Here is a 22878-nt window from a genome sequence, read left to right on the forward strand (position 1 = left end):
TTAGATAAGTTAAATTCATCTCTTCTTTACGAATGTATACTATTTAAATCGCAACTTGCAATACGTATGTAAGTATTACTTTATAGGTTTCCCAGTACTTTTACCATTAGTCTTAGAAAAATGCGAGAAAGATTATGATGCCTTCCTATCCGCATAGAAAAATGGTTATTTTACATGAGAAAAGGAGGAGAATGTAACTTCTCCACCTTCCCATTTATTTTTTAAGCCTGCTCTTATAGTCCTTTTTGTGCCATGAAAGCAACTAAGTCTACAACACGAGTGGAGTAACCCATTTCGTTATCATACCAAGAAAGTACTTTAACCATGTTACCTTCCATTACCATTGTTGAAAGACCATCAAGAATTGAAGAATGAGTGTTTCCAACAATATCACTAGATACTAATGGAGCTTCACTATATTCGAAGATACCTTTTAATTCACCTTCAGCTGCTTCTTTGAATGCTTGGTTTACTTCTTCAGCTGTAACGTCTTTTTCTACTTCTGCAACTAAGTCTACCATAGATCCGTCTGGAACAGGTACACGTACTGCCATACCATTTAATTTACCTTTTAATTCAGGTAATACTAATGCTACTGCTTTAGCTGCACCAGTAGTTGTAGGAATAATGTTCTCAGCTGCTGCACGAGCACGACGATAGTCTTTATGTGGTAAATCTAAGATTTGTTGATCGTTTGTGTAAGCATGAACAGTAGTCATTAGACCACGTTTGATTCCGAATTTATCGTTAAGCACTTTTGCAAATGGTGCTAAACAGTTAGTAGTACAAGATGCATTAGATACAATATGGTGTTTGCTTGGGTCATACTCATTTTGGTTTACACCCATAACAATTGTAAGATCTTCGTTGTTAGCAGGTGCAGAGATAATTACTTTTTTCGCACCAGCATCAATATGTTTTTGAGAAGAATCACGGTCAACGAAACGTCCAGTAGATTCAACTACTACTTCAACACCTAGCTCACCCCAAGGTAAGTTAGCAGGATCGCGCTCTGCAAGTACTTTAATTTCTTTATCACCTACAACGATGTTTGAACCATTAACAGAAACTTCTTCCTGTAGAACACCGTGTACAGAATCATATTTTAATAGGTGTGCAAGCATATTCGCATCTGTTAAATCGTTAACTGCTACGATTTCTACATCATCTCTTTTAAGTGCTTGACGGAATACATTACGTCCAATACGTCCAAAACCATTAATACCAACTTTTACTGCCATTTTATATTCCTCCTAATACTTCTATAATTAAATTTATTTAAAGGGAAGCATCCCTTAAAATCTGTTTCGCTGCTGCTTCGTCTGTAATGAGCAAATTACTAGTACCATGCTTAAAATAGGACTTTATTGCTTTCGCCTTTGATTTCCCACCTGCCACGGTAATTACAAATTCTATTGATTCCAAATCCTCTAGTTGTAATCCAACCGTTCGAACCTTATGCACAACATTCCCTTGCTGATCGAAATAATAACCAAACGCTTCACTGACCGCCTCGTTTTCTTGAAGTTTCATTCTGGTATCATCAGGCGTTTTTCTTCGTTCTGCCATTGTTAAGGCATCACCTATTCCATGAAGCACCACATCTGCATTTCGAATCAGTTGCAAGATCTCTATAATCGAAGGTTCTTGGATCAAATTATGATAGGATATCTCACTGAGTGGATCAGGAACATACAGTAATCGATAGTTTCCCTGTGCTTTTCGGGACATTTGCGCTGCAATTGTGTTGGCTTGGTTTTCTACCTTTTCACCAATACCTCCACGTGCTGGTACAAACAAAAAACTTTCTCCTTTTTCCATTGGAGTCATTACACTAGCAACAGAAGCCATTGTAGTTCCTCCTGTAACAGCAATGGTTGCATTTGGCTTCAGGATTTTTTTGAGATACGATACACAAGCCTTACCCATTTCCTGCTTAACCCAATCTGCATCATCACTATTTCCAGGGACAACAACAACATTTTCTACTTTTAATGTTTCCTTAATTTGGTTTTCTAAAACACTTAACCCTGTAATTTCACTGATAAACTGGGTCATTTGTTCTAAAACCGTTTTACCTTGCTCTGTAATAAGCATTCCCTTAGACGTAATTTCTAATAAGCCTTGTTCATAAAGAAAATCCAGTTCACTTCGAACCTGTCTTTCTGTTAGATTACTACTTTCAGCAAGCCCTCTTCTTCCTATGGGTTGATGAAGGTTCACACTGTGTAGCAGGGAATACCTTGTCTGCATTACAGTTAACAAGTCAGGTATTAGTTTCTTTTGCACTTCGATTAATGCCTTCATGACACTACTCCTTTAGAACTGGGTACAAAAATGTCCCACTCCTGCATAAAGTGTCCCACATACCCCAAAAAAATTCACATAGAATCCTATGTACAATATTATCTTACCATATTGAAAAAATTATACAAATAAAACGAACTATCTTTTTGTCAAATTTTCGTCAAGTGTTTTTTCTATAGTAAAGTAGTCTACATGCTCACAGTCCAGTTGGATTCCGCTCACTTCTACAACTGGGATTAATAGATGGTATTTTTCTAACCATTCATCATTTGTATAAATATCACGCTTTTCTATCTCAAACTCATAATCATTTTGAAACATTTCCAATAATGCTTCTGCATCTTCACATAGTGAGCAAACTTCTTTTGTATATAATATTATCTTTTCCATTGCTGCACCCTCTAATCTCTTGTTTATTTCATAATATAGTATACAAGAGGAAGAAACCGTTAGCAAAATATTGGTTAGGCACCGGTACGGCGGTATAGTGGACCTGCAGTTAGGATGTTGTCAACTCGAAATGTTCTAACCTCTTTACGCCAAAAACAATAAGCAACAATAGATCCTTTATCAATTCGCAGGACACGAATGTAGCGCTGTGTCACGTTATTCTGTTGATCAATATAATAGATGATTATTTTTTCTTTCTTCTCTAATGAGTCCTGAAATATCCTCTGCATAGTCACACCTCCTTATATAGAACATTTGTTCCTATCTTATCATTTGTAGGATAGGTATGCAATAAGAATATTAAAAATATACATGCACTCGTCCTTTTTTCGTATAGGCGAGAACATTATACTTTCCCAACCATAAAAAAAGACCAATACCAATTCGTAAGGTCTTTTTTATTGGTTGTTATTTGTTATATAACTCCTTATAAGCAATAACTTTCAACGCAGTTATTTCCTCTTCTGTTAATTTCTCTTCCATCTCGCGAATCAATTCTTCTTTGGAAATTTCTCCTTGTTGAACCTTTGATTGGATGTCTTTAATTCCTGAAACTCCTACCTTCTTCACAATCATTCTAGTTGCTTCTTCTTTCGTCTTAACCGGTAAGGTACTTTCATCAACTGATGCAGCATCTTCTAGAAATGCTTTTAACTGCGGATCACTTTCTATCGCATTTTTTATATTTTCCATTTCACCGCTGTTTTCTAATTCCGTTGTTAAAACTTCCATTAACTTATCTGAAGCAATATTTGTTCCGAAATAATAGACACCATATCCTAGACCTGCCAAAATGATTAAGGTTATTAGTAAAAATTTTATGAACTTCATTTGTATACAATCCCCCTTCCAATACAATATACAATAAATATTCCTTGGTGGGTATCAGATTTATTGCTTATTTTGATTGTTTGAAAAGTATATCCTTTAGAAAGCTTAGCCGCGTTAAACTAAATTTAGAATATAAGAACCATGCATAGACTACTTTATGATTAGGAGGGCTAAGGAATGGTTAATAGGATTATAGCTAATCATATTTTTAGTAATAGGTATTCATCTATAAAATTATATATGAATCTTCTCTTCACAACATTTCTATTTACCATTTTTTCGTCGATACCGGACGTATATCATCCTATACTTCTATCAACTATGGTTACCTCATTATTCGTAATAGTCTACAAAATACTTAAGATAAATAAATATAGAAGGAAATAGATAAGAAAAAAGAAACGATTTATTTAACATTAACCTTACTCATTTTTTTATAGACTTTATATTCTACATTTTATGTTAGTTAGAATTAAGTTAAGAAAATACATAAAAATGGCAAGGACTGAAATACATTCAGGACCTTGCCATTTTTAATTAGAATAGAGAATTTTTTATACCTTATTTCCTAACGTTCACATACTACAAAAAACTGGACTTCCACAAAGCATATCACCGTAATAATTACCACACTTGGGATGATTCAAATATAACCTGATAGTTGAATAGAATATTAAAGCTTATATGAAACAATTCACAGTCCCTAAAATTATAAATGACATAGTGGATTGCATTATACAATGCACAAATCCCCGCCATTAAGGCGGATTCTCTATATTAATCTTCTTGATCATCTTCAATAAATCCATATTCGTATTCATCAATAGAGATGATACTGTCTATATTTACCGCAAATCTCATTGCTTCTACAGGGAATGAGTAACCCGGAGATATTCCATCAATAACATATGTAACGAATATACCAGTTTCCCACCAGAAGAATGTGTGATCTTCGAGTATTTCGGCAAAAGTAGTCAAACTAATTAGAGTCGGTAAATGTTTAAAATGATATTGATATCGTAAAGCTTTATATTACCATTTGAATGGCTATACATTATTAAAGAGAGGAAACTTTGTTTTTTTGTCTCTCTCTGCACGATCAATTTTAACAGCTGACCATTTATAAGGATTATTATTCATTTTTTCTAAGGGGTTTGCAGAGTAGCTCTTTAAACTCAAAAATAGCAAAGGAATAAGATTCACTCAAACCCTTGCTACTATTGAATTTATAAGCGCGCCCAGAGGGATTCGAACCCTCGGCAAACCTGGTACCGGAAACCAATCACTCCATTTTCAACACGTATCAACTCTTGAAAATCAGTACTTTTAACTAATTAATTATCCAAATATGCTGATCTTTAACGAATCACGATAGAACCTTCGTTAGAAACTTTGAAAGAAGAAAATTAAGAAAATAGAAAAAGGGAAACACAGGGTTAATGATACATAACAATGCCCCGACTATTCGGTCGGGGCTCTTTTTTATGCACCTATCCGCTTTACTGCCGGTCCAACTAATGGGCTATTCTCAATCTAATAGATTCTTTTCCACGGATAAAACACCTTTCAAAGCGTTTGTACCATCTATCAAATTCATAATAAAATTTCATATTTTAGGGAAACACTAGGAAGAGGTGATTACATGGAAAAAGAAAACATAAAACTTACATCAGCTGAAATAGGAACTTTATGGCTTGAATATGTAAATGGGACGGCCGTTGACACCATTAATAGATATATGATTTCCATTATTGAAGATCAAGATATAAAAGACTTGTTCGAAGATGCGATAAATGTATTTAGTTCCCAAAAGAACCAAATAGTTCAGTTCATTAAGGAAGAAGGGTTTCCAGTTCCAATTGGTTTTACAGAATCAGACCTAAATAAGAATGCAAAGAGACTGTTTTCTGATATATTTTGTTTGCACTATCTTAACATTATGACTTTGCATGGTTTACTAGGTCATTCGACATCACTAAGTTCCTCAGTAAGAAGAGACTTGAGACAATTCTATGATTCATGCAGTAATGATGGGATGAGCATGTATCATCGTACAGTTGAATTATTATTGGATAAGGGACACTTTCAACGCGATCCATACTTTTTCCCAGACCAGTTGCCGGAATTTGTTTCTGGTCAACAATTTATAGATGGATATTTTTTTGATAAACGACCTTTAGCATCAACTGAAATAATTGCTTTATCTCTTAATGTTAAAAAGAAGATTTTAGAAAAATCACTTTCGATTGGGTTCAGTCAGGTCACTCATTCAAAAGAAGTTAGAAAGTTCTTAGAAAGCGCACAGAATGCATCTGATCAGCAAATTCAATCTCTCTCTAAAATACTAAAAGCAGATAATTTACCGGTTCCAATGTCTTGGGAAACAGAGGTTACAAATTCACAAGAATCTCCTTTCTCAGATAAGTTAATGCTGTATCATATTGGCTTCTTATTGCAGACCGCTCAATCCTTTCATGGTGCTGGACTCGCATCTGCGATGCGTATAGACTTAGTGACAACATACGAGAAAATAATCTTAAAAAATCTAACAATTACAAAAGAGTGGTTTAATTTAATGACTAAAAATAAATGGTTAGAGCAACCTCCTCTCGCTCCAGATAGAAAAGAAATTGCAAAAGATAAGTAGTATGCCAGGTAGTGATTATGAACAGGAATCCACTCGAGAAGCTAATGTGGAGTGTTGCACTGCCGGGGTTCGGACAATTATTAAATAGAAAATACTTTAAAGGTATTATCTTAATAACACTTGAACTATTAATTAACGTATTAGGGAACTTAAATAATGCTATACTATTAAGTTTTCATGGAAACATTGCTGATGCAATAGCCATTGCTAATTATAACTGGTTATTGTTTTACCCTTGTGTATACTCTTTTGCTATGTGGGATGCTATGAAAGATGCAGGTGGCGGGGAGTATCCATACTCATTTCTTCCCTTTGTATTATCCGCTTTTTCTGCAACTGTTGGATTAGTGTATTCGTCGAAACTCACGATACTTGGCGTTTTACTAGGGCCAGTGTGGCTTCCAATATTATTTTTCTTTCCTGGAATGGCAGTTGGCTTACTTGTTAAAAAAATACTAATGAATGCCTTTCCAGTTTCGAGTGAATAAGCTTAATAATTAATATTCCCTAACATTTCCACCCTCAACTAGTCTCAGTTGGGGCTCATCTTTTACCTTTTGTATTTAAATTGCTATATTTTCATCTGGATTTGAATCGGTTGAGAAGTAAATGGCTTTAGTTGATTTTAATAAAGGTGTGAACTTAATTTATGTGTCCCTTTTAAACCTAGAAGCTGTATTTTCATCCTACTGGCTAACAACATTAATAATAAAACTTAGAGTATTAAAATGAGCCCCTTCGTTTCCTCGAGAGGGCTTTTTATATTATTATATTGTGATAAAATGTTCATAAACTAGCGGGGGAGCTTAGTGGAATAAGATGCCCTTGTAGTAAGGGTATGGCATATTAATTGAAATTAAAGGGGTTGATAAGGATGCGTTTATCAAATAAATTTGTGACTGTAACTAGGTTCTGGGTGATGAATAAATAAAATTATAGGGAGAAATTAAATGATTAAAATAAACATTGATTTAGTTTCTAAGTTAATAAATAGCCAATTTCCAGAGTGGTCTAATTTGGAAATCAAGCCTGTTGAAAAAGGTGGAAATGATAATAGAACTTTTCACTTAGGGAATAGGATGAGCGTTAGGTTACCAAGTGATACAGCTTAGTGTACCCCAGGTAGAAAAAGAACAAAAATGGTTACCTTTTCTCGCTAAGCATCTCTCCACACCAATAACTGAACCATTATTTAAAGGAGAACCAAGTAAAGATTACCCATATCCTTGGTCAATTAACAAATGGTTGGATGGAGAGACATTAACTTTAAATAAAATAGATGATTTAAACCAATTTGCATATGATTTGGGAAAATTTTTAGTTGACCTACAATCTATTGACGCTACTGGTGGTCCTTTAGCCGGGGAACATAATTTTTATAGAGGCGGGGATCTTGTTGTATACGATAAAGAGTGTAGAGAAGCCATCAATAATAATGCAGATACTTTTAATAAACACTTATTAGAAGAAATTTGGGGATTGGCATTAACCTCAGAATGGGATGGTGAACCAGTTTGGGTTCACGGAGACGTTGTGCCAGGAAATATATTAATTAAGAATGGTAGATTGTATGCGGTTATTGATTTTGGAATATTGGGAATAGGAGACCCTTCTTGTGATGCTGCAATGGCTTGGACTTTTTTTGACGATAGTAGCAGAAAGATATTTAAGGATACATTGAATTTTGATGAAGAAACTTGGAATAGAGCAAGAGGTTGGGCTTTATGGAAGGCTTTAATAACCTACAACTATAATGAACAATCTAACAAAGCAGTCGCAGATGAACAATTTAATATTATAAAAGTAATCATTAACGATTACGAAAATCAAAGATAATGGCATTAAAATAGATTTTTCATTGTACTAAAGGGTGTGTTAGTTGATGAACTAGTAATAAAAAGCCCACCTGTTACCCGCAGGAGGGCTTTTCTAATGAAATTCTAGCTAGAATAAGATATTTCAGTTCTTATTTTAGTTTTACTTTATTCTTACTTAATATAACCTCTTTGTATTCCGATGAATAACAAAAATAGCAATTCCACCTAAAAATGAAATCACCGCCATTAAACTTGCTAGCTCTTCTATAGTCATGTCCGACCCCCTGTTTTTGACATATTAAAAAGCACCCGTAGGATGCTATAATGATTCACTTCTTAAGTTGTTAAATGGTGTGACTACATGTCCACTTCTAACATCTGTAGCTGTAATAGTGATTTTGCTAGGAACAACTTCTTCACTTAAGAAAAAGTAATCTCCTGTCTCCCATAACCACTCATTTACTTTTTCTCTTGTAACCCCACAATCTGCGCTCGCAATAGCTGCATCAGTTATGCATAATTCTAACGAAAATTGACCTTCAATCATAAATACCATAGTATAAACTGGCGCATTGACTGGTGGCACTATATATTCTTCAATCAGCCCCTCGGTGCGATAATACTTCACTGTAAAACCTCCTTTCCATCTACATTAAATCGACGGAAAGTCATAGAATCGTTTAATTGTATCAAACCACATTATCATTACCTCCTGATTTTAGAGTAGCAACTTCTAACAATAATGCTCCGCTAGTAGTTTCTAATTCTGCAATTCTAGCTTTGTCTGAGGCGCTCTCAAGAAGAGCATTTCCTAAGTCAGTTTGTAAATGTTTGTTTTCATCACCCAATTTGATTACTGTTACCTTTAAAGACTCGTTTTCTTGTAGAATCCTACTCGCTTGTGGATTATTACGTATTGCTGAGAATGATAGCAGATTATAATTTTCATCCACCCGATTAACTGTAATAATCAGTTCAAACTCGTCATTTGGCTTGAACGAATCTGTTTTACAGTAATCATACCCTGCTGGGCAATCTGGTCTATAATCATAACTTGCCACTACTTGCTTTGATTCTAAGTGATACTCTAAATAGATCATGTTTTGACCTCCTATTCTAAGCGTAACCTATATATTTCAGCATCAGCTGACCCTACTACGTCAGACAATAACGTACACTTGACACATATACAGAATCCTTTCAAGTGCTTTAAAGAGAGGTAAACGTTATGGATTAAAGAAGGTATTATGGAGGATATAGAAGCTCCCAAGGTAGATAGAAAAGAAATTGAATATTGGTCTGAAGAAGAGGTACAAGCCTCCATGAGCAACCTAAATAGCAAAATCATTCTATACCAATCATTCTCGCTTTAGCAACTGGAATGCGTAGAGGGGAAATCTTAGGTCTTAGATGGTCCCATATTGACTTTGATAAGAAAAAGATATCTTTTAACAACAATTAAGAAAGATAATGCGGGTAAATGGAATCTATCTCCACAACTTAAAACTTCTACTAGCTATAGAACAATCGATATTGATGATGATACTATTGATTCTAAGGGAACATAAGAAGCAACAAGAGAAGAACAGGATGATGTGTGGACCAGATTATGAGAATAATAATTTAGTCTGTTGTACTTCAACTGGAGGAGCCATAAGGCCAACATATCTAAGAACAATGTTTAACCCTACGATAGAGAAGAGCGGTGTTAAGAAGATTAGTTTTCATGGATTAAGGCACACTCATGCTACTTTGTTATTACGAGCTGGTGTCCATCCAAAAGTAGTTCAGGAACGTTTAGGTCATAGATCAATCCAAACAACACTTGATACCTATTCACATGTTATTCCAGGAATTCAAGAAATAGCCGCAACAAGTATTCAAGCATCACTTTATAAAAAGAAAGAACCTATTCCCGAAAATGTTATTTCTATCACGAAAAATAACATAAAAAAGTATTTCGGAACCCGAAGGTTAGAATTTGGTTAGAAATACATGAAAATAGCAAGGGAATGAGATTCACTCAAACCCTTGCTACTATTGAATTTATAAGCGCGCCCAGAGGGATTCGAACCCCCGGCAAACCTGGTACCGGAAACCAGTGCTCTATCCAGCTGAGCTATGGGCGCATGATAAAAACTAATGGAACACATAGGATATTATAACGGTTAAGAATTGAATTAACAAGTGTTTTCACCGGAAAGGTTTAATTCCTTACCCGAACGGGCATGATGTAATGTATGATTTTTCCTACATAAAATATCTGCACTTTTTGCCGAATGTTTTTGTTTGACCTTCATTGACCATTGTTATATGATGAAATTATCCAAAGATTGGATATCCATAAATGAAAAGATTTTATTAAGGAGGAATTCCGATGAATTTAATACCTACAGTTATTGAACAAACAAACCGTGGTGAGCGCGCATATGATATTTACTCTCGTTTATTGAAGGACAGAATTATTATGCTAGGAAGTGCAATTGACGATAATGTTGCGAACTCTATCGTTGCACAGTTACTTTTCTTAGAAGCAGAGGATTCTGGAAAAGATATCTCCCTATACATTAACTCACCAGGTGGTTCTATCACAGCTGGCATGGCTATTTATGACACAATGCAGTATATTAAATCTGATGTTTCTACTATCTGTACTGGTATGGCAGCATCAATGGGTGCATTCTTACTTGCAGCAGGTGCAAAGGGTAAACGTTATGCACTTCCAAATAGTGAAGTAATGATTCACCAACCACTTGGTGGAACACAAGGTCAAGCGACTGACATTGAGATTCATGCAAAACGTATTTTGCAAATGAGAGAGAACTTAAACCAAATTCTTTCAGAACGTACTGGTCAACCAATTGATGTGATCAATCGTGATACAGAACGTGATAACTTTATGACTGCTCAAGGTGCAGTAGAGTATGGTTTAATTGATAAAGTATTAGAACGTAAACCTGATTAATAACGATAAAACAAACGCATTCGCGCTCATTTTGTGCGAATGCGTTTTTATATTTTCTAGATACAATGGAACGGGTGCTTCTGACAAGGAAACACCCGTTACCATATTTCATGTTATCTTTTTCACATATTCTAGTAAACTATTATTTTTTACTAACAAATGAAACCAAATGACTTATGGCAACTTCTTCATCTGAACCATCTGCTATTAATTTAATCGTTTCACCCGTGGTTATCGCTAAACTCATAAGCCCCATTATACTTTTCGCGTTCACACGTTTTCCCGATTTTTCTAAGAATAAATGTGCTGCATAACGATTAGCTTCCTGTACGAATTGCGCTGCGGGCCTAGCCTGTAATCCTGTCTCAAGCTCAACTGTAACAACTCTCTCCACCATCTACTCATCATCCTCCCCAAGGTAAGCGGTACCAATATACTGTATATTTCTAAAATATTAAAAAATATTCATGATACATTATTATATCATGAATATTTAAAATAACAATTATGATTAAGATAAAATCTCGCCTTGTTTTATTTTTTCGGCAAACTCATCAATTTTCTTTAATCGGTGATTGATACCAGACTTCGATATCTTGCCACTTCCGACTAATTCTCCTAATTCCTTAAGGGAGACATCTTCATGCTGCACCCTCAGGATAGCAACCTCTCGAAGCTTTTCTGGTAATGCCTCTAATCCTACCGTTTTCTCGATTAACTTAATATTTTCAATTTGGCGGAATGCTGCGCCGATTGTTTTATTAAGATTAGCCGTTTCACAATTTACCAGCCGATTGACAGAGTTCCGCATGTCTCGAACAATTCGAACATCTTCAAATTTAAAAAGTGCGTTATTAGCACCGATAATACTTAGAAATTCAGTTATTTTCTCTGCCTCTTTCATATAGACGATATACCCTTTTTTACGTTCCAAAACCTTTGCCCTTAATCCAAAGGAGTTAAGAAGATTACATAAAGCGTCATTGTGAACCTCATGTGTATTAGAAATCTCTAAATGATAGGAGGATGTTTCCGGATTATTGATAGAACCCCCTGCTAGAAATGCTCCTCGTAAATAAGCTCGTTTACAGCATTCTTTTTCCAAATATTGATCGGATATTTCACCAACGAATGTGTAAGAATCTTTCATAATACCAAGTTCCGTAAGCATTTCATGAACATCTTCCTTTAGTCGAACTATGTACACGTTGTTTTTCTTCAGTTTCATTTTCTTTCGTACTAATAGTTCTACAGGAATAGGTGAAAAGCTAGCTTTAATTAACGTATAAATCCGTCTAGCTATTGCTGCATTTTCCGTCTGGACATCCAATGTATAGTTGAATTGTGACATGGAGATTGTTCCATTCATTCGAATTAACGCTGACAATTCAGCATACGCACAACAATCTTCCATTTCAGAAGTTGTTAATTCCTTTTTTATCTCAGAAGCAAAGGACATTCTTCTCCCTCCTTTACTATATTATTTTTGAAGTAATGAATATAAAAGCTTAGCAATTTTCTTCGTATCATGCCTGATCATGGATTTAGAGTGATCGATAATGTCACCTTCAATTATTTCTAAGCCCATATCTAGTAATTTTTCGATATCGTAAACAACTGGCTCTGCTTTCTCACCAGCGTAAACATGGCGTATCTTGGGATCAATCGCTTTACTATTCACAACCACTGCATTGATGACATCATTACCAACATGATTAATAATCGCCTGGACATGGTCACTTGCAGAAAATCCAGTAGTTTCACCATGTTGCGTCATCACATTACAGACATATACGATTTTAGCCTTCGCTTTTTGAAGGGCTTCATCTATATGTGGAATAATTAAATTCGGCATAATGCTAGTAAACAAACTCCCTGGTGAAATAACAATTAAGTCTGCCGTTTCAATTGCTTTGATTGCATTTGGTAATGGTTGGACATCTTCTGGATCTAAGAATACTCGCTTAATTTGTTTACCTACTAACGGAATATTCGATTCACCCTTTACAATAGAACCATCTACCATTTCCGCACAGAGTGAAATATTTTCATTTGAAATCGGATAAATTTTTCCTTTTACATTTAAGACTCTCGATATCTCTTTAATACCGGTATAAAAATCACCAGTAATGGAAGTCATCGCTGCTAAAAGAAGATTCCCCATGGAGTGACCTGATAAGTCATTTCCATCGGAGAACCGGTGTTGGAAAAGTTGAATTAACATTGGTTCTACTTCAGACATAGCAGCAATTACATTTCGAATATCTCCTGGTGCAGGAATTGCCATATCATTTCGGATTCTTCCCGTACTACCACCGTCATCTGCTACTGTTACTAACGCCGTTAACTTAATCGGTAGATTTTTTAGACCACGTAAAAGAACTGGCATTCCAGTTCCACCACCAATTACCACTACACGTGGTAGATTCTGTTCTGTCATCATTTAATGGCCCTTTCTCTTTTCAATATCTCGATGTGTTACATGCGTAATATAATTACCTGATAATTTTTTCGCAAAGTACTCCGCTAAAGCCACAGAGCGATGCTGTCCACCTGTACAACCAATCCCAACAACAAGTTGCGACTTACCTTCCTTCTTATATTGCGGAAGCATAAACTGTAGCAGGTCCATCACTTTTTCTTGAAACTTCTGGGTTTCTGACCATTTGAACACATAGGAGGAGACATCTGGATTCAATCCAGTTAAAGGCTGTAAATGTGCTACATAATGTGGGTTAGGAAGAAAACGAACATCGAACACTAGATCAGCATCGATAGGTATTCCATATTTAAAACCAAAGGAAACCATATTTACCGAAAAGATATCTTGTTTTTCTTCGGAATAATAATTTAATATCTTTTCTCTCAATTGGCGCGGTTTCAAACTTGACGTATCAATTACACGATGGGCACGTCCACGCATTTCATCTAATATCTTCCGTTCTTGTTTAATCCCTTTTAAAGGAAGATCACCGATAGCTAATGGATGAGATCGTCTTGTTTCTTTATAACGAGAAACGAGTTTTTCATCATTGGCATCTAGGAATAATATATGTTCATCTAACCATTCCTCTTCACTAAGCACATCCAACGCCTCAAATAGTGAATCAAAAAACTCTCGTCCACGCAAATCCATCACTAGTGCAACTTTGTGAATATTATTTGTAGAATCCCTCATTAGTTCAAGGAATTTAGGAAGTAATGCTGGAGGTAAATTGTCCACACAATAATAACCTAAATCCTCAAAACTTTGAATCGCGACAGTCTTACCTGCACCTGACATTCCAGTTATGATGACCATTTTAGTTTCTTGCTCAACCACTGCCAATTCTATCACCTCTTAGCGTTCATAGAAGAATATATATAGAACTTCTTCTCAGAAGGTAGTAAATTTTTCAATACTATATTCTATTATACATGGAATTAAAATAATGCCACAAGGAAATGATTATATTTCCTTTTTGGTTAGGGTGTAGGATGAATGAGTGACGGTGTCTTCAAGTTTTTGGAGGGGAAATAGCTAATAAAGATGATGAAAGAAGCTATCAACCGGATTTTCAGCAGATTTCTGCTCATAATGTCGTTGAGAAGCCTTGCCAACCGCATTTCCTTCTGATTCCCGCTCATAATGTCGTTGAGAAGCTCTGTCAACCGCATTTCCTTCTGATTTCCGCTCCAAACCGTACCGAGGCAACTTTCCCGAAAGCATATCAGATAACATAATGTTGGGTCATGTCGCTCAAAAGAACAAAAAAATGCGCAGATATTAATATCTGCGCCAAAAACTAATCTATCTATTAAAAAGGGGGTCAATTAGTTAATCTTATTGTACCCGATTAATATTTCGTGCGTGTTACAACAACGTTAAGATGCGTTTACTTTATTGCTGAGCTGCTTTTATCTTTTCTTTTAATTCTTCAATATAAGCCTGCGCAGCTTCAGCAGCTATGGATCCGTCACCTGTTGCAGTAACGATTTGTCTTAGTTTTTTATCACGAATATCTCCTGCCGCAAAAATTCCTGGGATATTGGTTTCCATATTTTCGTTGGTAACAACATAGCCCTCGTCATTTGTGATCCCCAACGATTTAAATGGTTCGCTTAATGGAACCATACCGATATAGACGAATACACCATCAGCAGGCTTTTCATATTCCTCGCCAGTATTCACATCTTTTAATGTTACACTACTAACTTTTCCTTCAGGTCCGTTAATTTTTTCAACAGTTGTATTCCATATAAAATCGATTTTCTCATTTTCAAATGCACGATTTTGTAATATTTTTTGTGCTCTTAATGCATCACGACGGTGAACAATTGTTACTTTACTAGCAAACTTAGTTAGATAAACACCTTCTTCAACAGCAGAGTCTCCTCCACCAACCACAATTAGTTCACGTTGTTTGAAGAAAGCACCGTCACATACCGCACAATAGGATACCCCACGGCCACCTAGCTCTTCTTCACCAGGAATACCTAATTTCTTATACTGTGCACCTGTAGCAATGATTAGTGTTCTTGTTTTATATTCCTTTGAACCAGCATGAACAAGCTTATACTCTCCATGGTCCTCAACACTCTTAATATCACCATATGCATACTCAGCACCAAACTTCTTAGCATGCTCAAACATTTTATTAGATAGGTCTGGACCTAGTATATGGTCATAGCCGGGATAGTTTTCTACATCCTCTGTATTAGCCATTTGTCCACCTGGAATACCTCGTTCGATCATTAACGTATCAAGACTAGCACGTGAAGCATATACTGCTGCTGTCATACCAGCAGGACCAGCACCTGCGATAATCACATCATAAATTCTCTCTTCGGACATATTTAACGCCCCTTTCCAAACAATTAAATACTCTACTCATAGCGTAAAGGATTTGACAATTTCCGTCTATTTATCTGCTCAATCATTCCACGGTCCATTTTCCTCGGAAAGCTTTGGATGTCTACGGCAACCTTCCTCCCATAAACTTAACGCTTTTGCTGGTTCTCCAAGGCGATACGTAGTAATACTATACCAACGGTAATATGAGATATGGCTTTTAACAACCGCCTTATCCAGCATTCGAAACCGCATATATGCTTCATGCAAAAATCCGGTTCTTGCTAATGTGACAGCGATGCGAAGTTTTTGTTGTTCATGAATAGGATATATATTTAGTAATGCTCTTATATGGGTTTCATATTCTTCCAGAGATTTAGTCTCATAATAAAATACAGCCAGGTTGGTATGGCTATATAAGTTATTTGGATCTTCCTTTAATAACTCAAGTTCTTTTTCAATCGCCTCTTCCTGTCTTCCAGAAAAGAAAAGGGCATACGTGTATTCATGATGAGCAATCTTATGCTCCGGAAATATTAAAATCATCTCTTCTAATAATGCTAACGCACTATCCCACTCACTATTTTCTAAATGGTAAAAGACGGTTTCCTGATAAACAAGAAGTTCATCCTCCTCTTCAAGATCCCAGTCCTCATCATCTAAATCATCATCTATTTCAATTAATTCTAACAGTGATTTAGCATCCTCACTAAAATCACCATCTGGATCTTTATCAAGGTATGAAACAGCAAATTTCTTTGCATCGTTTAATAATCCCAAATGGGCATAATTATTAGCAAGTAAATAATAACAATCAACATATTGGTCGCCTGTAGCTTGCAATACATTCGTTAAAATTTGGTTCGCCTTATGAAAGGCACCTGTCTCAGTATAGATGATTGACATTTGACATTGATATAATGGATTGTCCGGTGAGGATTCAACGGCCTTTGTTAACCATTTCAATGAAATATCGAATTTTCTTTTACGAAACGCTTCTACACCCTTCGCAAAATAAAAATCACCTGTAGGGATAAAAGGGATAACATTATTAGGTCTTCCTATATTCGCTTTGTTGTTAACTGGTTGCATGCATATCCCCCTATTTTTTCACATATCTAAAAAAGTATACCATATTTGTATAGAGAATAATATACTTTCTTAAACGGGGAATGCTAGAATCAGTGGTAATATCAATAGACGTAAATACTAGAAATTTTCTTAGTAAAATTTGCTATACTATCTAATCCAACATCAAAAAAACGACCATCTGCATGATCGTTTTTATAGCTACTATTTCGGTTTTGGTAGTTCTGCTTTATTACGTTCTTGCATTTCTTCTTTCGTATAGATTATTTTCATCGGATTTCCACCTACAAACGCACCCTCTGGTACATCTTTATGAACCAACGTACCAGCAGAAACAATAGCCCCATTCCCTATCGTAACACCTGGAAGAATAGTACTATTTGCACCAATTAATACTTCATCTCCAATCATTACTTCTCCAAGACGGTACTCCTTAATTAAGTACTCATGAGCAAGAATAGTAGTGTTATAGCCAATAACAGAATTATGACCTACTGTAATCTTTTCAGGAAACATGATATCCGGCATGACCATGAGTGCAAAAGCTGTTTTCTTTCCTACCTTCATACGAAGAAAAATTCGATATAACCAGTTTTTCATTCCTAAAAAAGGTGTATATCTAGCAATTTGGATAACGATAAAGTTTTTTACTACCTTCCAAAAGGATACAGTCTTATAAATTTGCCATAATGAATTAGATTTATCTACAGGATGGCGTTCCGTATTTCTCATCATTTACACCCCAATGATTTTCAGTAGATCCTTCATATCATGTAGCATATAGGTTGGATTATATTGCATTAGTTTCGCTTCACCCTTGAGAGACCAAGCAACACCTGCCGTTTTAACTCCAGCATTATGTCCTGATTCTATATCATGATGGTTATCGCCAACCATTAATGTCTTTTCTGGTAGTGCATCCAAATGCTCCATTGCCTTTAAGACAGGTTCAGGATGGGGTTTCGCATGCGTGACATTGTCTAATGCAATGATGGTATCAAAATATGAATCAATTCCTGTAACCTTCATTCCTCTTATTGCCGTGGAGCGCATCTTTGTAGTGACTATGCCCATCTTAATTCCTTGCTGTTTTAACATTTCTAATGTCTCTTTCACATGAGGGAAAGCTTTTACATAGCTGTCATGATGGGCCAGATTATGTTTCCGATAAGTTGTTATCATCGCTTCAGCTTTGTCTAAATCAATATTCTCAAAAGTCTCCTTTAAAGGAGGACCATTAAAGGCCAGAATTTCTTCAGGTGTATAGTCTAAACCAAAATGCTTAAACGTATGGATAAAGGACTCATTTATTAATTCATTCGTATCAATCAATGTTCCATCTAAATCAAAAAGTATGGTATGAATGTTCATTCGTGACTTCCTTTCCCTTGCGTTGCTCCGACCGATTCCATATAAATGCGATAACCATGGTTAAAATAATCGCAGTAACTAATCGGATGACTAATAATGGCCAAACTGGAATACCTAGTGGAATAAAGATTAATGTATCTTCCACTACAGCATGGCAGGACACTAAGAAAATCAATGCTAGAGTCGTATCTTTCTTGGATACCCCATCTTCTTTAACTGCTTGAATCATAAGTCCCGCTCCATAAGCAAGTCCAATAGTCAGACCAGCAACCAACGTTAACGATGTGTTTTTTCCATTCCTAATAGCTTTGTAATGGGTGCAAAGCCATTCGATAGCTTCTTAAGCCAGCCTTTTTCTCGTAGTATCTGCATGATTACCATTAATGGAATGACAATAATAGCTAATTGAATAACGGCAAGAATGGATGATTGCAATCCATGTAGAATAATTTCTCCCCAACCAGTTAAGTTGACAGACTCTTGAGAAATAAAACCGTACTGGGCTGACTCTCCACCGCCACTCCAAATCAAGTTGATGGTGACAGCAGCGAGTAAGGCTAGCCCCATCCGTACTCCAACAATTAACCACCACTTAATTCCTACCTTAGCAGCAACTGCTGACTCTACAAATAAGTTGTGAGAGAAAGATAGCATCATTGCCAGAATGAACACTTCTTTGACTGTAAAATCAAACGAAATGATTGCTCCAATGCCAGCATATAAATTCAGAACATTTCCCAATACAAGAGGTACAGCAGCTTCACCAGATAGACCGATTAGCCCCATTAATGGACTTATCTTATCGATAATCCACGGTAGTACAGGTGTATATTGTAAAATTGTTATAATTAATGTTATGGGAAAAATAACTTTTCCTAATGTCCACGTTGTCTGAAGCCCTTGCTTCAAACCTCGCCCTAACATTCCAGACATATACTATTTCCCTCTCTCTAAAGGTGTTATTTTTTCTTTTTAGTGTTCTTCTTTTTACCAGTTTTTTTCTTCTCGACATCCACATAACGCTCAATCACCGTTTTGTATCGGTATATAATCAAGATAATGGCGCCTACAATTAATAGAATAGAGATAAATTGTGCTGTACGAAGATTACCTACAATATAAAGACTATCGGTACGCATTCCTTCAATGAAGAAACGTCCAACTGAATACGCGGCTAGATAAGTAAGGAATACAGTTCCACGAATTAGATTCTTACGTCTTAACCATAATAAAAGTATTAGTACTAAAATATTCCATAATGATTCATATAAGAATGTCGGGTAATAATACGCTCCATCAATACACATTTGATTCATGATGAAGTCGGGTAGTAATGTATAATGGGTATCAATCACTGACTGGTTCGTCATTAGCCCACCATGTGCCTCTTGGTTCATGAAGTTACCCCAGCGACCAATTGCCTGTCCTAAAATTAAACTAGGTGCCGCAATATCAGCTAATTGCCAGAATGGTACTTTCTTGACACGGGCAAATACAACAGCAGTTAACACTGCACCAATTAATGCCCCATGAATAGCAATACCGCCTTCCCAAACGGCAAATATCTTCCACCAAGGGCCACCAGCATAACGTTCCCATTCAAATGTAACATAGTAGATTCTTGCAAATAAAATTGAAATTGGTATTGCAAACACTACCAAATCTACAAATAAATCTTTTTTAAGTCCTAAACGGTCCGCTTCTTTCATTGCAATGTATAAACCGAGAAAAGCTCCTAATGCTATAATGACCCCGTACCAATAAATGGAGAAGGAACCGATTTGCAGAAAGACTCGATCAAGGTTTGGTACCGTACAGCTCATAAACTCACTCCTATTCCATATCTTTTTCTAGTTCAATCATGTTTGCTAATCTGTCCGCAAATTCTTCTGCTGCATTGACACCCATCCGTTTTAATCGGAAGTTCATTGCTGCAACCTCAATAATAACAGCAAGGTTTCGTCCTGGTCGTACTGGGACAGTAGCTTTCGGTAGCTCTACATCCATGATTTTCATTTTCTCTTCATCTAATCCTAAACGATCATATTGTTTTTTTGGATCCCAGATTTCCAGGTCGATTATTAAGGAGATCTTCTTATGACTACGGACAGCGCCCGCACCAAATAACGTCATGACATTAATAATTCCTAAGCCCCTAATTTCTAGTAAATGCTCAATCAATGGTGGAGAGTTTCCAATTAACGTATCGTAATCTTCTTGGCGAATCTCCACACTGTCATCTGCTACAAGACGGTGCCCTCGTTTTACTAATTCCAGTGCAGTTTCACTCTTACCGACACCACTCTGCCCGGTAATTAATACGCCAACACCATAAATATCCACCAAAACACCATGAATAGCGGTAAAAGGGGCAAATTTTGCCTCCAAGAAATTAGTTAACCTGCTTATCACTCTAGTTGTTTTTCTTGGTGAATGTAAAATTGGTACGCCAGAGTTATTCGCAGCATCAATCATCACTTGTGGTATAGCCATTCCCCTAGAAATCACAATTCCTGGGGTAATATCGGTACATATCTTAGTCATCCGGTCCATTTGTTCCTCAAGACTCAGATCGAGAAAATATGTCATCTCTGTTTTTCCTATTAATTGCAGTCTTTCTTTTGGATAGTACTTAAAATATCCTGTCATTTCAATCCCTGGTCGTGAGATATCACTTGTCGTTATTTCTCTATGTATACCTTCTTCACCAGCTACTAATTCTAAATTGAAATTCTCTAATAGATCTTTGGTCCGTACAATTGTTGTCATTTTACCTTCCTCCATTAGCTTTCCTAACTGCTTTTCATTGTAGCATATTTTAGCAGCTTGAAGGAATTAAACCTTCTGTATAAAAATAAAAAGCATAGGCTCATCAAACCTATGCACAAGAAACTATGATGTAAGTGGGTCTTTTACGAATTTAGTTAGTAGGATGTTCAATATAGATAAGACTATTGCTGCTATTAGTGCCGTTCCAAAACCATCAATAATAAATGTTTCCCCTATAACTGCCTGGGTAATCATCAATGTAATCGCATTAATCACAAACAGGAACAAGCCTAGAGTTAATACTGTTAAGGGTAAAGTGAGTACGATGAGTATTGGTTTTACAATAACATTCAGTAAAGATAAAATAAAAGCTGCCAGTATAGCTGTACCAAATCCACCTATATGAAACGATTCAAATATCTGAGCTACTACCCATAAGGCAATAGCATTCAAAATAAGTGATAGTATCCAACGAGTAAACACTCTTTCACCTCCCTGCGTACATAATATAATTCGCCAAGATTTTGTCTATTCCTCCCGAGGTTTTCTATTATTCATATTTATAGAGAAGATAAAGGATGAGTAGGAAAGTCTATAACCCTGTAAACAAAAAGCCCTGTACATTATTGTACGGGGCTTGGTTCTTAAAATTTCCAAATGTAAAACGACTCAATACTTAATCGTTTCATTGCCTCTTCTTTTAAATCATTAGAAAGGTCATCACTTTGATTCCAACTACGGATAACTCCATTGGCTTGGGACTGATGACAAAGAATAGCTTCCATTTTCTTATCAAAGTTATCACGTACATCATTTATAATTTGTGGGACACCTAGGTCTTCTAATTGCGTGTTTGTTATCGCTTGAGCCCATACCGTAGGACGTTTTTCTTCATCTATTAATCTCACTGCTTCAATCGCAGCTGCCCCTAACGCATTATGATCTGGGTGTACTGCATGTTCTGGATAATGTGTTATAACTAAACTTGGTTCTAATTCCTCCAGAATCCCTTTTATATGCTGCGCTACTTCGTTTCTGTCCTCATATTCTAGTGTCTTATCACGATAGCCTAACATTCTTAATTCCATATCTAGCACATTACAAGCATTAATCAATTCTTGTTTTCTAATCTCTGGTAAGGTTTCCCGATTAGCAAATGTCGGGTTTCCCATATTTCTTCCCATTTCTCCAAGAGTGCCACATAGATATGTTACTGGTACCCCTTGGTCTCGAAACTTCGCAATTGTTCCAGCAGCACCAAAAGATTCATCGTCTGGATGTGGATATATAACAACAACGTGTTTTTCCATTTTATCACCTTTCTTCCGATTCCATTAATAATGAAATGGTGTTTCACTTATTTGTAATGCAACCATTAAACGACCTTCACGATCATGGCCCGCCATTAAAAGCTTTTCATTTTCAAAGAGTTCCCAATCCGTTAGACCTTCTGCATAGATCCATCCAATCTCCATTTTTAAGCCTGCACGGTAGGATTTCCCATCGCCTACTATTTTTGCTTGATTAAAACGAACTTTTGCATTTCGAATATAAACGCCTACATTATATGCCTTCTCATTAACATGACTAGCGTAAGCACCATTTGTTGTTTCCAAGTGAATATATACCTCTTTCCCAACAAAGCTTTCTAGCTTTTCTTGGACCTTCGTAATATCGATTGGTTTCATTCGAACTCCTCCTTCAATCTATTTTTACAATACAGAATCAAGAACTCTAGGTCAAAAGTTTAAGCTCGTAATAAGATAGACAGCAAAGGAAATTTTCCCTTACTGTCTATCAT

At 36.1% G+C, this 22878-nt stretch carries 27 protein-coding genes, 1 tRNA gene and 2 pseudogenes; 6 read left to right on the top strand and 24 right to left on the bottom strand.

Annotated features, from left to right (window positions below; genetic code table 11):
- Positions 1-233 precede the first annotated feature (233 nt).
- From gap to G5W_RS23640, 6 genes are all read right to left on the bottom strand, one after another.
- Positions 234-1241, bottom strand: a complete 1008-nt coding sequence (gap, locus tag G5W_RS0116775; RefSeq protein WP_010098442.1) for a type I glyceraldehyde-3-phosphate dehydrogenase — start codon at positions 1239-1241, stop codon at positions 234-236.
- Between the two features lie 37 nt (positions 1242-1278).
- Complete coding sequence (locus tag G5W_RS0116780; protein WP_010098443.1) at positions 1279-2307, bottom strand: sugar-binding transcriptional regulator; 1029 nt, start codon at positions 2305-2307, stop codon at positions 1279-1281.
- A gap of 138 nt (positions 2308-2445) precedes the next feature.
- Positions 2446-2697 (bottom strand): glutaredoxin family protein, encoded by a 252-nt coding sequence (locus G5W_RS0116785; protein WP_010098444.1) that lies wholly within the window; start codon positions 2695-2697, stop codon positions 2446-2448.
- Positions 2698-2771: 74 nt separating this feature from the next.
- Positions 2772-2987, bottom strand: coding sequence for a WYL domain-containing protein (locus tag G5W_RS0116790; protein ID WP_010098445.1), 216 nt, complete (start codon positions 2985-2987; stop codon positions 2772-2774).
- Positions 2988-3165: 178 nt separating this feature from the next.
- Complete coding sequence (locus G5W_RS0116795) at positions 3166-3588, bottom strand: hypothetical protein (protein ID WP_010098446.1); 423 nt, start codon at positions 3586-3588, stop codon at positions 3166-3168.
- A gap of 777 nt (positions 3589-4365) precedes the next feature.
- Positions 4366-4566, bottom strand: a complete 201-nt coding sequence (locus G5W_RS23640) for a hypothetical protein (protein ID WP_138919072.1) — start codon at positions 4564-4566, stop codon at positions 4366-4368.
- A 664-nt stretch (positions 4567-5230) separates the two neighbouring features.
- Here G5W_RS23640 and G5W_RS0116805 point away from each other — a divergent pair.
- The 3 genes and pseudogenes from G5W_RS0116805 (at position 5231) to G5W_RS22470 (ending at position 8071) form a co-directional block, all read left to right on the top strand.
- Entirely contained in the window at positions 5231-6235 is a 1005-nt protein-coding gene (locus tag G5W_RS0116805) for a DUF3231 family protein (RefSeq protein ID WP_010098450.1), read from the top strand.
- 17 nt (positions 6236-6252) lie between these two features.
- Positions 6253-6723, top strand: a complete 471-nt coding sequence (locus G5W_RS0116810) for a hypothetical protein (protein ID WP_010098452.1) — start codon at positions 6253-6255, stop codon at positions 6721-6723.
- 462 nt (positions 6724-7185) lie between these two features.
- Positions 7186-8071, top strand: a pseudogene (locus tag G5W_RS22470) (aminoglycoside phosphotransferase family protein).
- A gap of 300 nt (positions 8072-8371) precedes the next feature.
- On the opposite strand, the gene G5W_RS0116825 reads toward G5W_RS22470, so the two are convergent.
- A complete protein-coding gene (locus G5W_RS0116825) occupies positions 8372-8680 on the bottom strand; it encodes a hypothetical protein (RefSeq protein WP_010098454.1) in 309 nt (102 codons plus the stop codon).
- A 61-nt stretch (positions 8681-8741) separates the two neighbouring features.
- Entirely contained in the window at positions 8742-9152 is a 411-nt protein-coding gene (locus G5W_RS0116830) for a hypothetical protein (protein ID WP_010098455.1), read from the bottom strand.
- Between the two features lie 281 nt (positions 9153-9433).
- On the opposite strand from G5W_RS0116830, the gene G5W_RS24945 reads away from it, so the two are divergent.
- Positions 9434-9514, top strand: a complete 81-nt coding sequence (locus tag G5W_RS24945) for a hypothetical protein (protein WP_081472490.1) — start codon at positions 9434-9436, stop codon at positions 9512-9514.
- Positions 9515-9642: 128 nt separating this feature from the next.
- Positions 9643-10041, top strand: a complete 399-nt coding sequence (locus G5W_RS21475; RefSeq protein WP_157998059.1) for a site-specific integrase — start codon at positions 9643-9645, stop codon at positions 10039-10041.
- A gap of 64 nt (positions 10042-10105) precedes the next feature.
- On the opposite strand, the gene G5W_RS0116845 is transcribed toward G5W_RS21475, so the two are convergent.
- Positions 10106-10181: transfer RNA gene (locus G5W_RS0116845), tRNA-Arg, on the bottom strand.
- A 248-nt stretch (positions 10182-10429) separates the two neighbouring features.
- Here G5W_RS0116845 and clpP point away from each other — a divergent pair.
- A complete protein-coding gene (gene clpP, locus G5W_RS0116850; protein ID WP_010098458.1) occupies positions 10430-11017 on the top strand; it encodes an ATP-dependent Clp endopeptidase proteolytic subunit ClpP in 588 nt (195 codons plus the stop codon).
- A gap of 142 nt (positions 11018-11159) precedes the next feature.
- On the opposite strand, the gene G5W_RS0116855 is transcribed toward clpP, so the two are convergent.
- The 15 genes and pseudogenes from G5W_RS0116855 to G5W_RS0116920 all read right to left on the bottom strand — a co-directional run bounded on the left by G5W_RS0116855 (position 11160) and on the right by G5W_RS0116920 (position 22765).
- On the bottom strand, positions 11160-11414 hold the full coding sequence (locus G5W_RS0116855; protein WP_010098459.1) for an HPr family phosphocarrier protein: 255 nt from the start codon (positions 11412-11414) through the stop codon (positions 11160-11162).
- A gap of 114 nt (positions 11415-11528) precedes the next feature.
- Positions 11529-12476 carry a DNA-binding protein WhiA gene (gene whiA, locus G5W_RS0116860; protein ID WP_010098460.1) on the bottom strand — a complete coding sequence of 316 codons (948 nt, stop codon included), beginning with the start codon at positions 12474-12476 and terminating at the stop codon, positions 11529-11531.
- A 21-nt stretch (positions 12477-12497) separates the two neighbouring features.
- The gene (locus tag G5W_RS0116865; protein WP_010098461.1) at positions 12498-13457 is read right to left on the bottom strand and encodes a gluconeogenesis factor YvcK family protein; all 960 of its coding nucleotides are present in this window, start codon (positions 13455-13457) and stop codon (positions 12498-12500) included.
- Positions 13458-13460: 3 nt separating this feature from the next.
- A complete protein-coding gene (gene rapZ / locus G5W_RS0116870) occupies positions 13461-14318 on the bottom strand; it encodes an RNase adapter RapZ (RefSeq protein WP_033445750.1) in 858 nt (285 codons plus the stop codon).
- A gap of 219 nt (positions 14319-14537) precedes the next feature.
- A complete protein-coding gene (locus G5W_RS23840; protein WP_157998060.1) occupies positions 14538-14711 on the bottom strand; it encodes a hypothetical protein in 174 nt (57 codons plus the stop codon).
- A gap of 186 nt (positions 14712-14897) precedes the next feature.
- Positions 14898-15851 (bottom strand): thioredoxin-disulfide reductase, encoded by a 954-nt coding sequence (gene trxB, locus G5W_RS0116875; protein ID WP_010098464.1) that lies wholly within the window; start codon positions 15849-15851, stop codon positions 14898-14900.
- 78 nt (positions 15852-15929) lie between these two features.
- Positions 15930-16940, bottom strand: a complete 1011-nt coding sequence (locus G5W_RS0116880; protein ID WP_010098466.1) for a tetratricopeptide repeat protein — start codon at positions 16938-16940, stop codon at positions 15930-15932.
- Between the two features lie 201 nt (positions 16941-17141).
- Entirely contained in the window at positions 17142-17669 is a 528-nt protein-coding gene (locus G5W_RS0116885) for an acyltransferase (RefSeq protein WP_010098468.1), read from the bottom strand.
- A 3-nt stretch (positions 17670-17672) separates the two neighbouring features.
- Positions 17673-18308, bottom strand: a complete 636-nt coding sequence (gene ppaX, locus G5W_RS0116890; protein ID WP_010098470.1) for a pyrophosphatase PpaX — start codon at positions 18306-18308, stop codon at positions 17673-17675.
- A pseudogene (locus G5W_RS22475) lies at positions 18283-19241 on the bottom strand (nucleoside recognition domain-containing protein). The gene ppaX and the pseudogene G5W_RS22475 overlap by 26 nt, the downstream one beginning before the upstream one ends.
- 26 nt (positions 19242-19267) lie before the next feature.
- Positions 19268-20131, bottom strand: coding sequence for a prolipoprotein diacylglyceryl transferase (gene lgt / locus G5W_RS0116900; protein WP_010098476.1), 864 nt, complete (start codon positions 20129-20131; stop codon positions 19268-19270).
- A 10-nt stretch (positions 20132-20141) separates the two neighbouring features.
- On the bottom strand, positions 20142-21077 hold the full coding sequence (gene hprK / locus G5W_RS0116905; protein ID WP_010098478.1) for an HPr(Ser) kinase/phosphatase: 936 nt from the start codon (positions 21075-21077) through the stop codon (positions 20142-20144).
- A gap of 123 nt (positions 21078-21200) precedes the next feature.
- Positions 21201-21560: a phage holin family protein gene (locus tag G5W_RS0116910; RefSeq protein ID WP_010098480.1), complete on the bottom strand. Its 360-nt coding sequence runs from the start codon at positions 21558-21560 to the stop codon at positions 21201-21203.
- A 161-nt stretch (positions 21561-21721) separates the two neighbouring features.
- A complete protein-coding gene (gene bshB2, locus G5W_RS0116915) occupies positions 21722-22387 on the bottom strand; it encodes a bacillithiol biosynthesis deacetylase BshB2 (RefSeq protein WP_010098482.1) in 666 nt (221 codons plus the stop codon).
- A gap of 24 nt (positions 22388-22411) precedes the next feature.
- Entirely contained in the window at positions 22412-22765 is a 354-nt protein-coding gene (locus G5W_RS0116920) for a YojF family protein (RefSeq protein ID WP_010098484.1), read from the bottom strand.
- Positions 22766-22878: the final 113 nt, after the last annotated feature.

Origin of the sequence: Ornithinibacillus scapharcae TW25 (assembly GCF_000190475.1) — a bacterium.
Classification (GTDB): Bacteria; Bacillota; Bacilli; order Bacillales; family Amphibacillaceae; genus Ornithinibacillus; species Ornithinibacillus scapharcae.

What these genes read in the sequence shown, in the direction of transcription:
- G5W_RS24945 (WP_081472490.1), top strand. Translation starts at nt 9,434, where the DNA reads ATGCGTAGAGGGGAAATCTTAGGTCTTAGATGGTCCCATATTGACTTT.
- ppaX (WP_010098470.1), bottom strand. Translation starts at nt 18,308, where the DNA reads ATGAACATTCATACCATACTTTTTGATTTAGATGGAACATTGATTGAT.
- G5W_RS0116795 (WP_010098446.1), bottom strand. Translation starts at nt 3,588, where the DNA reads ATGAAGTTCATAAAATTTTTACTAATAACCTTAATCATTTTGGCAGGT.
- trxB (WP_010098464.1), bottom strand. Translation starts at nt 15,851, where the DNA reads ATGTCCGAAGAGAGAATTTATGATGTGATTATCGCAGGTGCTGGTCCT.
- lgt (WP_010098476.1), bottom strand. Translation starts at nt 20,131, where the DNA reads ATGAGCTGTACGGTACCAAACCTTGATCGAGTCTTTCTGCAAATCGGT.
- whiA (WP_010098460.1), bottom strand. Translation starts at nt 12,476, where the DNA reads ATGTCCTTTGCTTCTGAGATAAAAAAGGAATTAACAACTTCTGAAATG.
- hprK (WP_010098478.1), bottom strand. Translation starts at nt 21,077, where the DNA reads ATGACAACAATTGTACGGACCAAAGATCTATTAGAGAATTTCAATTTA.
- G5W_RS0116885 (WP_010098468.1), bottom strand. Translation starts at nt 17,669, where the DNA reads ATGAGAAATACGGAACGCCATCCTGTAGATAAATCTAATTCATTATGG.
- G5W_RS0116785 (WP_010098444.1), bottom strand. Translation starts at nt 2,697, where the DNA reads ATGGAAAAGATAATATTATATACAAAAGAAGTTTGCTCACTATGTGAA.
- clpP (WP_010098458.1), top strand. Translation starts at nt 10,430, where the DNA reads ATGAATTTAATACCTACAGTTATTGAACAAACAAACCGTGGTGAGCGC.
- G5W_RS0116780 (WP_010098443.1), bottom strand. Translation starts at nt 2,307, where the DNA reads ATGAAGGCATTAATCGAAGTGCAAAAGAAACTAATACCTGACTTGTTA.
- gap (WP_010098442.1), bottom strand. Translation starts at nt 1,241, where the DNA reads ATGGCAGTAAAAGTTGGTATTAATGGTTTTGGACGTATTGGACGTAAT.
- G5W_RS0116855 (WP_010098459.1), bottom strand. Translation starts at nt 11,414, where the DNA reads ATGGTGGAGAGAGTTGTTACAGTTGAGCTTGAGACAGGATTACAGGCT.
- G5W_RS0116865 (WP_010098461.1), bottom strand. Translation starts at nt 13,457, where the DNA reads ATGACAGAACAGAATCTACCACGTGTAGTGGTAATTGGTGGTGGAACT.
- G5W_RS0116790 (WP_010098445.1), bottom strand. Translation starts at nt 2,987, where the DNA reads ATGCAGAGGATATTTCAGGACTCATTAGAGAAGAAAGAAAAAATAATC.
- G5W_RS21475 (WP_157998059.1), top strand. Translation starts at nt 9,643, where the DNA reads ATGATGTGTGGACCAGATTATGAGAATAATAATTTAGTCTGTTGTACT.
- G5W_RS0116810 (WP_010098452.1), top strand. Translation starts at nt 6,253, where the DNA reads ATGAACAGGAATCCACTCGAGAAGCTAATGTGGAGTGTTGCACTGCCG.
- rapZ (WP_033445750.1), bottom strand. Translation starts at nt 14,318, where the DNA reads ATGGTCATCATAACTGGAATGTCAGGTGCAGGTAAGACTGTCGCGATT.
- bshB2 (WP_010098482.1), bottom strand. Translation starts at nt 22,387, where the DNA reads ATGGAAAAACACGTTGTTGTTATATATCCACATCCAGACGATGAATCT.
- G5W_RS0116830 (WP_010098455.1), bottom strand. Translation starts at nt 9,152, where the DNA reads ATGATCTATTTAGAGTATCACTTAGAATCAAAGCAAGTAGTGGCAAGT.
- G5W_RS0116920 (WP_010098484.1), bottom strand. Translation starts at nt 22,765, where the DNA reads ATGAAACCAATCGATATTACGAAGGTCCAAGAAAAGCTAGAAAGCTTT.
- G5W_RS0116805 (WP_010098450.1), top strand. Translation starts at nt 5,231, where the DNA reads ATGGAAAAAGAAAACATAAAACTTACATCAGCTGAAATAGGAACTTTA.
- G5W_RS0116880 (WP_010098466.1), bottom strand. Translation starts at nt 16,940, where the DNA reads ATGCAACCAGTTAACAACAAAGCGAATATAGGAAGACCTAATAATGTT.